The following is a 10,323-nucleotide window of genomic DNA, read 5'->3' as shown; positions in this document are numbered from 1 at the left end:
AAAAAGGATATTTATTCTCCCACAAACATTTTACTCATACTTTTCATTAACTCTTGATAATAATGAACATGTTAAATTTGATTTCATAATGAAGTAATAGTAATCATTTTAACTATAAAATAGGCTCAAAAGAAAAAAACCTTTAGAAAGGCAGGAAAGCACCTGTTTTCTAAAGGTTATCTAAGCGAAGTCAACTGCTAATTTTGTGTAACAGACTTTTCATAATCTGCTATTTTATCACTGTACTGGATTGTAATTTCAATTTCATCCCAGCCGTTAGTCAACATTTTTTTCCAATATGGATGGATAGTAAATGTTGCAGTAAAGCCCTGATCATCTTCTACTTTTTCCTCTTCTAAATTAATATGAAGAAAATAAGGTTGATTTTGGGCTTCCTTTAAAAGATACTCCACTTCTGCTGTAGGTAATTGAATAGGAAGCATTCCATTTTTCAAACAATTTTGATAAAAAATATCTGCAAAGGATGGAGCAATAACGACAGAAAACCCAAAATCCTGAAGAGCCCATGGTGCATGCTCTCTGGATGATCCACAACCAAAGTTTTTATTAGCGATTAATATAGAAGCTCCTTGATTTTCAGGATAGTTCAACTCAAATTCTGGATTTGGTTCTCCATTTTTCAAATAGCGCCAATCAAAAAAAGCAAATTTTCCAAATCCCGTCTTTTCGATGCGCTTTAAAAATTGCTTTGGAATAATCTGATCTGTATCTACATTTACTCGATCCATTGCTACTGCCTTTTCATAAAGCTTCTTAAAACCACTCACAATTGCTTCCTCCTTTACGTTGTAGCTTGTAATTCTACATTCATTTTTCGGATATCAACAAATCGTCCATATAATGCTGCAGCAGCAGCCATCGATGGACTAACTAAATGAGTTCTGGCACCGGCTCCTTGCCGTCCTTCGAAATTTCTATTTGAGGTCGAAGCACAATGTTCCCCACTTGGAACCACATCATTATTCATACTTAAACACATACTGCAACCTGCGTCTCTCCATTCAAAACCAGCTTCTACAAATAGCTTATCCAGTCCTTCTTCCTCTGCCTGTTTCTTTACTTTTTGAGAACCTGGGACAACTAGTGCCCTCACTCCTGGATATACCTTTTGGCCTTTAATAACACTCGCTGCTTGTCTTAAATCTTCTATTCTGGAATTTGTACAGGAACCTATAAACACATGCTGAATTGCAATATCGGTAATGGCCATTCCTTCTTTTAGCCCCATATACGAAAGCGCACTATGTAGGGCACGACGATCTGTTTCGTCTTGATAATTTTCTGTTGCTGGAATTTTTCCATCTACTTTTGCAGTCATAGATGGGTTTGTACCCCAACTAACCATTGGCGCAATATCATGACCATCAATCGTAATAACTTTATCGTAGGTAGCATCTTCGTCTGAAACTAAGCTACGCCATTCTTGTACTGCTTTATCCCAGTTTTCTGGTGCGTGTTTTCTTCCTTTTAAATAGGAGAAGGTCGTTTCATCTGGACATATTAACCCTGCACGGGCTCCGCCTTCAATGGACATATTACAAATAGTCAATCTTTCTTCCATTGAAAGATTACGAATTACATCCCCTGTATATTCAATAACATGGCCAGTACCAAAGTTAACTCCATATTTAGAAAGTATATAAAGAATAACATCTTTCGCATTGACACCATAAGCAAGCTTACCGTTGACCTCTATTTTTAATGTTTTTGGTCTAGTTTGCCATAAAGTTTGTGTAGCAAGGACATGCTCTACTTCACTTGTGCCTATTCCAAAAGCAAGGGCTCCAAAAGCTCCATGGGTCGATGTATGACTATCTCCACAAACGATTGTTTTTCCTGGCTGTGTCAATCCAAGCTCTGGGCCTATTACGTGGACAATCCCTTGTTCAGGACTATCTAGCCCTGCTAAAGGAATATTAAATTCTAAGCAGTTTTTTTCGAGAGTAGTCATCTGGTTTAACGCGATTTCATCATCTATTTTATAACGGTTAAGTGTTGGAACATTATGGTCCATCGTTGCAAATGTACGATCTGGTCTTCTTACTTTCCGATTTTTCATTCTTAATCCAGAAAATGCTTGTGGAGAAGTAACTTCATGAACAAGATGCAGATCAATATACAATAAATCTGGCTTCCCTTCTTCTCTATGCACTATATGTTTTTCCCAAATTTTATCGATAATGGATTTCCCCATTACTTTGCCCTCCAATCCATTTCTTTTATTTCCTTTTTGTAGATTAAAGGGCTGTCAAATTATTCTTTTGACAAGCCCATAAACATGTTTCTTTCTATTATTAGTCCCCTATATCCCAATTACTGCCGCTCTATCTTCTCTTTTTTATATAGCATGTGTCGATGCTACTAACTCGAAAATTTCTTTGTTAACAGCTTCTACCATTTCATTTGTAGAAACAATTTTACAATTTGGTGAAAGAATATCCCTTGTTCTATATCCTTTATTCAAGACATTATTTACAGCCTCTTCTATTACTGTTGCTTCTTTATCTAGCTGAAATGATAATCGTAGCATCATGCTTGTCGATAATATCGTCGCTAATGGATTGGCAATATTTTCTCCTGCAATATCTGGTGCAGAGCCATGGATCGGTTCATATAAATATGGCCCCTCTTCTGATAAACTGCTTGAAGCAAGCATCCCTAATGAACCTGTTAAGACAGATGCTTCATCACTCAAAATATCGCCGAACATATTTTCCGTAACGATGACATCAAATTGCTTTGGATTTCTAATAAGCTGCATTGCTGCATTATCTACAAGCATATGCTCAAGCAAAACATCCGGATATTTCTCTGCTACTTGATTTGCAATCTCTCTCCATACTCTACTAGTCTCCAAAACATTTGCCTTATCAACAGAAGTAATCTTTTTTGATCTTGTTTTTGCGACTTCAAATGCTTTCTCGATGACACGCTCTATCTCTTCATTTTTATATTGCAGTGTATCTACAGCACCTGGCTTCCCACCTATTTCTCTACGTTCGCTTGGTGTCCCAAAATAGATGCCTCCTGTTAACTCACGCACAACAATCAAGTCCACACCTTCAATAATATCTTTCTTTAGAGGGGACGAGTCAGCTAAACTTTCGTAACAGGTTGTCGGCCTCAGGTTCGCAAACAAGTTCAATGCTTTTCTGATTTTTAATAGTCCTTGCTCCGGACGTTTTTCAACAGGAAGAGAATCCCATTTCGGACCACCAACTGCCCCTAATAAAATGGCATCACTATTTTTGCATATCGTAATTGTTTCATTAGGTAATGGAGTCCCTGTTTTATCTGTCGCACATCCACCTATATCTGCATAAGTTAATTCGAACTGATGGCCATATAAAGTTTCAATTGTTTGCAAAATTCTGACTGCCCCAGCAACTATTTCAGGTCCAATTCCATCACCTGGCAATACAGCGATTCTTTTGTTCATCTTCATTCGCTCCCCTATATCAAAGGCTTGGTTTTCAGACCTTAAAGCCTACACTTTTTCCAAAAATTGTTCTTTTGCAAGAATAGCTCTATTAATAGCATTTATATATGCTTTAGCGGATGCTATTAAAACATCTTGATCCAATCCTCTACCTGTACTTTCTTTTTGGTCATATTGCACTCTTACAAATACTTGAGCTAAGGCATCTCTACCTGCACCTAATGATTGTATTCGATAATCATTTAGCGTTACTTGACCAGAAATAGACATTTCAAGTGTGTTATACAGCGCTTCTACACTTCCTGATCCTGTGCCATGTTGAATGATTAATTCATTTTTCGGCCCAGAAAGCTTAACGACCGCATCTGCTTCATTATCATTTTTATGTTGAACCTTAACCTCAACTAATTCATAATACTTCTCTTCCTTAGCAAGCTTGTTCTCTAACACAATAGCAATAATGTCTTCATCAGAGATTTCTTTTTTATGGTCTGCCAAATCCTTAAAGGCAATAAAGAGATTCTTTACATCCTCTTCCTTTACCTGAAGCTCTAGTTCTTGCAGCTTTGTTTTAAATGCATGGCTGCCTGAATGCTTTCCTAACACCATATTGTTATTGTTCACATAGCCAACAAGTTCTGGAGAAATAATTTCATAGGTAGTTTTCTCCTTAAGAACCCCATCCTGATGAATACCAGATTCATGCGCATATGCATTGCGACCAACAATTGCTTTATTCCCTGGTACTACCATTCCTGTTAATTCACTAACTAAGCTACTTGATCTACTAATCTCTTTCAGATTAATTCTTGTTCTTTCCTGATAATGATCATTTCTGATATGAAGCGCTACCACAATTTCTTCCATCGAAGCATTGCCTGCTCTTTCACCTATGCCATTAATAGTGCATTCTACTTGTGTTGCTCCATTTTCAATGGCTGCCAGTGAGTTAGCTGTGGCCATCCCTAAATCATCGTGACAATGGGTTGATAAAGAAACTTTATCAATGGATGGAACATTATTTTTTAAATATTGAAAAACTTCTCCGTATTCATTTGGCGTAATATACCCTACAGTGTCTGGTATATTTATTATTTGTGCTCCAGCTTGAATTACTTCTTCGATTATTTCTGCTAGAAATGGAAGTTCCGTGCGACAAGCATCCTCTGCACTCCATTGTATGACAGGAAATCTTTTAGCAGCATATGCAACAGCTGAAACCGCTCGCTCCACAACTTGTTCTTTCGATAGTTTCAACTTATATTGTCTATGAATGGGGCTTGTTGCTAGAAAAACATGGATTCTTGGTTCTGCCCCATCTTTTAAAGCTTCCCAAGCAGTATCTATATCCGATGTTACTGCCCTTGCTAGACCAGTAACAGAACTATTTTTTATCGTTCGCGCAATTTGTTGAACAGATTGAAAATCACCTTTAGAGGCAGCAGGAAAGCCTGCCTCTATGATATCTACATTCAACTTTTCTAACTGTTCAGCAATTACCAACTTCTCTGCCAAATTTAAATTAACACCTGGCGATTGCTCCCCATCTCTTAATGTTGTATCAAATATCTTAATTTTTGCCACTACCCACCACTTCTTTCTTCCTAGAGCTTTTAACAAATGGCATCATTGCACGCAATTCTTTTCCGACCTTTTCAATTAAATGCTCACTTTCTCTGTCATTAATCGCATTAAATACTGGTCTATTTGCTTGATTTTCTAAAATCCAGCCTTTAGCAAATTTCCCTTCTTGAATATCTGTAAGTACAGCTTTCATTTCTTTCTTCACATCTTCTGTTACAATACGTGGCCCTGTTACAAAGTCACCCCATTGTGCTGTATCAGAAATGGAATATCTCATTCCAGCCATTCCATCTTCATACATTAGGTCAACAATTAATTTCAACTCATGCAAACACTCAAAGTATGCTAATTCTGGTTGATATCCTGCCTCTACCAATGTTTCAAAGCCTGCTTTTACTAGTGCTGTCAACCCTCCACAAAGAACCGCTTGTTCACCAAATAGATCCGTTTCTGTTTCTTCTTTAAAAGTCGTTTCTAATGCACCGGCACGTAATGCTCCAATTGCTTTTGCATATGCAAGAGCAAGTTCTCTCGCTTCACCAGTAACATCTTGATAGATTGCAAATAATGCTGGAACTCCTGCTTCTTGTTCAAATGTTCTTCTAACAAGATGACCTGGGCCTTTTGGAGCAACCAATAATACATCACTCTCACTTGGAGGAACAATTTGACTAAAATGAATGTTAAATCCATGCGCAAACATTAAAGCTTGATTTGTTAAATTTGGTTTAATTTCTTCATTGTATACTTTTGTTTGCAACTCATCTGGAAGTAAAATCATGACAATATCAGCCTTAGCTGTTGCTTCTCCAACCGGGAATACGTCAAATCCATCTTCCACTGCTTTATTCCATGAATTTCCTTTTCTTAATCCGATAATAACATTTACTCCACTATCCTTCATATTTAAAGCATGTGCATGCCCTTGTGATCCATATCCAATTACCGCTACTGTTTTCCCCTCAAAGTATCCTAAATTTGCGTCTCCATTATAATACATTTTTGCCATTTTTCTTCTCCCTTTCGTCTGTAAAATTTAGATTTATTTAATATTAGATTTAAACGATAGAATAGTTACTTTTATGAGTTGCTGTCTTTTGAGATCCACGTGGGAATGCAGTTGTGCCAGTTCTGGCCAATTCTTTAATTCCATACGGTCTAAGCAGTTCAATAAAAGCTTCAATTTTGGTTGATTCTCCTGTAATTTGGATAACGAGACTTTCTTTACTTACATCGATTACAGAAGCCCTAAATGGTTCGATTACTGAGTATAATTCATGCCTTGTCTGCGGTGTAGCAAGTACTTTTATTAAAGCTAGCTCTCTTGCAACAATTGCTTGGTCAGTGATGTCAACCACTTTCAATATATCAATCTGCTTATTTAACTGTTTTGTTATTTGTTCAATAATTCCATCACTTTCTACATGTACAACACATGTAATTCGAGAAACACCTTCATGCTCTGTATGCCCTACAGATATACTTTCAATGTTATAGTTTCTTTTCGAAAAAAGATTTGTGATTCGATTTAATACACCTGACTTATTCAAGACAGTCAAACTAATTATTTTTTTCATGGCTTCATCCCTACCATTTCATGTAATCCTTTTCCTGGTGCTATCATTGGATATACATTCTCGTTTGGATCAATACGGAAATCTAATAATACAGGTTCTCTTACCGCTAACACTTCGTCCAGAATGCTTGCAGCTTCTTTAGCAGATGATATTTGGTATCCTTTTATTCCATATGCTTCTGCTAAAGCGACAAAGGAAGGCTGGAAAGACTCCTTACTATGGGAAAAACGAGACTCATAGAAAAATTCTTGCCACTGTCTTACCATTCCTAACGCCTGATTATTAAAAATAATAATCTTAATTGGTAAATTTAATTCCCTAATTAATGCAAGCTCCTGGCTACACATTTGAAAGCCTCCATCGCCGCTAATTGCTAGAACCGTCGCTTTTGGATCGGCCAATTGTGCACCAATACTTGATGGTAGCCCGAACCCCATTGTTCCTAATCCCCCAGAAGTTACCCAACGGTTGGACTCTTTAAATTGATAGTACTGTGCAGCCCACATTTGATGCTGTCCAACGTCCGTTGTTACAATTGCTTCTCCTTTTGTCTTTTCAAAAAGCAGCTCCAATACTTGCTGTGGTTTAAGAAGATTAGACTCCTTATAGTAGTAAGGATATTCATTTTTCCAATTTTCAATCTTTTCTAACCAATCTCTATGCTCTGAATGTAGACCTTTCTGCTTAATTAACATGCTCAAAGCTTCTTTCGCATCTGCTACAATCGGGATTTTCGTTGGAATTATCTTGCCAATCTCTGCTGGGTCGATATCAATATGTGCTTTAACAGCATTCGGTGCGAAATGTGCTAAGTTTCCAGTTAAACGATCATCAAATCTTGCCCCAACATTAATTAATAAGTCTGATTCATATAATGCCATATTGGCAGCGTAACAACCGTGCATCCCTCCCATACCAACAAATAACTTGTTATCAGCTGGAAAGCCTCCTAATCCAAGAAGTGTATGGACGACTGGTATTTGTTGTTGTTCTGCATATTCAAGTAATTCAGCACTAGCTTTTGCAAAATTGACACCTGCACCTGCTAAGATTACTGGTTTTTTTGCTGCACTTACAGCTTCTGTTAATTTTCGAATCTGCAAATAATTCGGTTGTGTTGTTGGTTGATAGCCAGGAAGGTCTACTTCCTTTTCATCAGGAACACTTGAAATGGTAGCCGCAATATCTTTCGGAAAATCAATTAACACAGGACCTGGTCTTCCACTTGTTGCAATGTAGAACGCTTCTTTTATGATTCTCGGTATATCTTCAAGATTTCGAACCTGACAATTATATTTTGTTATTGGGGTCGTAATCCCTAAAATGTCGGCTTCTTGAAAGGCATCTGTTCCAATTACACTTGTTGCAACCTGACCTGTAAATACAACCAGCGGAAGAGAATCCATCATTGCATCAGCAAGTCCTGTTACAATATTAGTTGCTCCAGGACCAGATGTCGCAATTACAACTCCTGGTTTTCCAGAGATTCTCGCATACCCTTCAGCTGCATGGATTCCTCCTTGCTCGTGTCTTGGCAGAACATGAAAGATTTTAGAGTCATAAATCTTATCATATATTGGTAAGACAGCTCCACCTGGATATCCGAAAATAAATTCAACATTTTCCTTTTCCAAAGCCTGTAATAAGAGATCAGCACCAGTTAACGGTTTCACTTGGGCCTTTGTCTTTTCAAAGGCAGTCTCCTGTAACATTTGTATAACCTCCCTAAATTACTTTCCTATTACTTAATTAATTAGTATCAATAGAAGGGCTCTTTCCATGAAAAAAGCCTTCCCACCTCCAATGATTACTAATGTTTTTTAGTAATCAAAGGGGTGAAAAGGCATTCCTTTCCACGGTACCACCCTTATTCATACACTTTCGAAAAGCGTATGCACTTAATTGAACGGTTCGTTCTCTTTTGGTAACGAGTGGAAACACTCGGTTAGCTCTACTAGGATTACCTTTCAAGCTAACACTCTGAGGTGAGTTCATTTCCTATTGGTTCACCGGTTCACACCAACCACCGGCTCTCTTTGGAATCCAAAATAGAAAACTACTTATCCTCATCATCGAATTAATCTATTAATCATGTCAAACAAATTCAGTTAGTCATGGTGTCTATTTGCTATGCTAAATTAGCATGTAACATTTTGTGTTTTTCATTTGTTGAGGTTATCTTACGCTGAATTTAAACAAGAGTCAACAGTATTTTTGAGAATTATTTGATTATTTAAACAACGAAACCGCATTTAGAAAGCGTTTACAATATTGTTGTATAAAGAATGCATGTACTTTTTTAATGAATTAAAAAATTTAAAAAATTCTTTTTTCGCTGAAAATATTCTAAAAAAATCCTTAATATGGTTCATTATAATAAAATAATTCTTTACTTAAAACTAATATGTAATAAAATCTTACATTGTTTTTTCATTTTGTTTCATATAATTTAATTTCAGACAAAAAAATGCAACCGCAAAAAAAGAAAGCGATTGCATTAATTAGGTAATCAAACTAAGATACCGCACATATATCATGAATCCATGATAAACGAATTTGATACGTATTTTCTTTATCATCTTTTAAATCAATGGTTTGATCTATTAGATTTAGCTTCTGAACTTGTCCCTTACATGTTTCTAAAAAACCATTCTTATAATAATTAATAACAATTAGCCTACTTCTTCCTAATTCTTTGAGAATCATGGTGCACGTCTCCTTCTATATAATGTTAGTCATGTTCATCTATTCACATTGTTTCATCTCTTGATTATTTTACTTAAGCCTATTATACACGATAACAGTAAGCGTTTTCAAGTGTTACAAGTGATTTTCTGAACATTATTTTTCTTACTTCCATTATTCGCTATTTTATTCCTAATTATACCTTTGTAGGTGAAATAATGTGTAACTTCCATTAGTTAGGTATTAGTTAAATCATCCAAACCTTCGTAACCCGTGCGATTGTCCTTGAATGAGGATGAGTCTTAATGAAAATTAAAGAGCAGAATATTAAAATAGAAATCTCTCTATACTTACATTGCTTGTGATAAAAGATAACCAATAAAATATTAAATAGAGGATTTAACAGGAGATATTTCTCTATCATTATTCTAATATAAGGTACAACTATTTCTTTATTTTTTATGGGAAAAAAGTTTGCTAATTCACAAAAATAGGAATTTTTGTTGAGACAGAAAATCCACTGTTTATTCCCTCTGACTAGTGGGAATATAAAAAATATGCAAGAACTATTTGTTTAAAGGAGGAATAGGTATATGACAAAAAGTGTTGTAGGTATATATGATTCTCCTGAAGAAACAGTAAATGCTATAGACGAACTTCTCTCTAAAGGATATTCACCCAATCATATTTCCGTTATTACAAGAAACGAACAAACGGCATTAATTGAACAAGAAACAGAAGTAGATACTGCTACTGGAATAGAAGAAGTAGAGCCAACATCCTTTTTAGATCGATTAAAGACATTCTTTTCTGACACCGATCTTGAGCCATATGAAAAGGAATTACAAGCAGGAAAATATATTGTTCTCTTAGATAATGAGGGAGAATTAGAACAAGAGAATCTAAATAAACTAAACTTCGATAATAATGAAGTAGAAGTCATGCCATCTCAAACAATGCATACCACAGTTGAACGAAAGAAAGTGGAATAAGAAAAAGATGGTGAGATAAACCTAT

9 protein-coding genes and 1 other annotated feature are annotated in these 10,323 nt (G+C 36.1%); of the genes, 1 reads left to right on the top strand and 8 read right to left on the bottom strand.

The annotated features are described in order from the left end of the window. Positions 1-197: 197 nt before the first annotated feature. The 8 genes from leuD to ADJ83_RS10135 all read right to left on the bottom strand — a co-directional run bounded on the left by leuD (position 198) and on the right by ADJ83_RS10135 (position 9,327). Positions 198-749 carry a 3-isopropylmalate dehydratase small subunit gene (leuD, locus tag ADJ83_RS10170; protein WP_048717718.1) on the bottom strand — a complete coding sequence of 184 codons (552 nt, stop codon included), beginning with the start codon at positions 747-749 and terminating at the stop codon, positions 198-200. Positions 750-802: 53 nt separating this feature from the next. Then, positions 803-2,215, bottom strand: a complete 1,413-nt coding sequence (gene leuC, locus ADJ83_RS10165) for a 3-isopropylmalate dehydratase large subunit (RefSeq protein WP_031534711.1) — start codon at positions 2,213-2,215, stop codon at positions 803-805. Between the two features lie 144 nt (positions 2,216-2,359). Further along, positions 2,360-3,460 (bottom strand): 3-isopropylmalate dehydrogenase, encoded by a 1,101-nt coding sequence (leuB, locus tag ADJ83_RS10160; RefSeq protein WP_031534712.1) that lies wholly within the window; start codon positions 3,458-3,460, stop codon positions 2,360-2,362. A gap of 48 nt (positions 3,461-3,508) precedes the next feature. Next, positions 3,509-5,044 carry a 2-isopropylmalate synthase gene (locus ADJ83_RS10155; RefSeq protein WP_031534714.1) on the bottom strand — a complete coding sequence of 512 codons (1,536 nt, stop codon included), beginning with the start codon at positions 5,042-5,044 and terminating at the stop codon, positions 3,509-3,511. Continuing rightward, positions 5,031-6,053 carry a ketol-acid reductoisomerase gene (gene ilvC, locus ADJ83_RS10150; protein WP_031534716.1) on the bottom strand — a complete coding sequence of 341 codons (1,023 nt, stop codon included), beginning with the start codon at positions 6,051-6,053 and terminating at the stop codon, positions 5,031-5,033. The genes ADJ83_RS10155 and ilvC overlap by 14 nt, the downstream gene beginning before the upstream one ends. Before the next feature lie 49 nt (positions 6,054-6,102). Then, positions 6,103-6,621 (bottom strand): acetolactate synthase small subunit, encoded by a 519-nt coding sequence (ilvN, locus tag ADJ83_RS10145; RefSeq protein ID WP_031534718.1) that lies wholly within the window; start codon positions 6,619-6,621, stop codon positions 6,103-6,105. Then, positions 6,618-8,333, bottom strand: coding sequence for an acetolactate synthase large subunit (ilvB, locus tag ADJ83_RS10140; RefSeq protein WP_031534720.1), 1,716 nt, complete (start codon positions 8,331-8,333; stop codon positions 6,618-6,620). The genes ilvN and ilvB overlap by 4 nt, the downstream gene beginning before the upstream one ends. Positions 8,334-8,449: 116 nt before the next feature. After that, positions 8,450-8,703, bottom strand: a binding site (T-box leader). Between the two features lie 432 nt (positions 8,704-9,135). Continuing rightward, complete coding sequence (locus ADJ83_RS10135; RefSeq protein WP_031534722.1) at positions 9,136-9,327, bottom strand: YolD-like family protein; 192 nt, start codon at positions 9,325-9,327, stop codon at positions 9,136-9,138. A gap of 572 nt (positions 9,328-9,899) precedes the next feature. On the opposite strand from ADJ83_RS10135, the gene ADJ83_RS10130 reads away from it, so the two are divergent. After that, positions 9,900-10,298: a general stress protein gene (locus tag ADJ83_RS10130; protein WP_031534724.1), complete on the top strand. Its 399-nt coding sequence runs from the start codon at positions 9,900-9,902 to the stop codon at positions 10,296-10,298. Positions 10,299-10,323 lie beyond the last annotated feature (25 nt).

It is taken from the genome of Bacillus sp. 522_BSPC (genome assembly GCF_001076885.1).
Lineage (GTDB): Bacteria > Bacillota > Bacilli > Bacillales > Cytobacillaceae > Niallia > Niallia hominis.
This window is presented reverse-complemented; position numbering and strand designations above follow the sequence as displayed.

Bases quoted from the DNA above. Each gene is read 5' to 3' on its own strand.
- leuD (WP_048717718.1), bottom strand. From the start codon at position 749: ATGGATCGAGTAAATGTAGATACAGATCAGATTATTCCAAAGCAATTT.
- ilvN (WP_031534718.1), bottom strand. From the start codon at position 6,621: ATGAAAAAAATAATTAGTTTGACTGTCTTGAATAAGTCAGGTGTATTA.
- leuB (WP_031534712.1), bottom strand. From the start codon at position 3,460: ATGAACAAAAGAATCGCTGTATTGCCAGGTGATGGAATTGGACCTGAA.
- ilvB (WP_031534720.1), bottom strand. From the start codon at position 8,333: ATGTTACAGGAGACTGCCTTTGAAAAGACAAAGGCCCAAGTGAAACCG.
- ilvC (WP_031534716.1), bottom strand. From the start codon at position 6,053: ATGGCAAAAATGTATTATAATGGAGACGCAAATTTAGGATACTTTGAG.
- leuC (WP_031534711.1), bottom strand. From the start codon at position 2,215: ATGGGGAAATCCATTATCGATAAAATTTGGGAAAAACATATAGTGCAT.
- ADJ83_RS10135 (WP_031534722.1), bottom strand. From the start codon at position 9,327: ATGATTCTCAAAGAATTAGGAAGAAGTAGGCTAATTGTTATTAATTAT.
- ADJ83_RS10130 (WP_031534724.1), top strand. From the start codon at position 9,900: ATGACAAAAAGTGTTGTAGGTATATATGATTCTCCTGAAGAAACAGTA.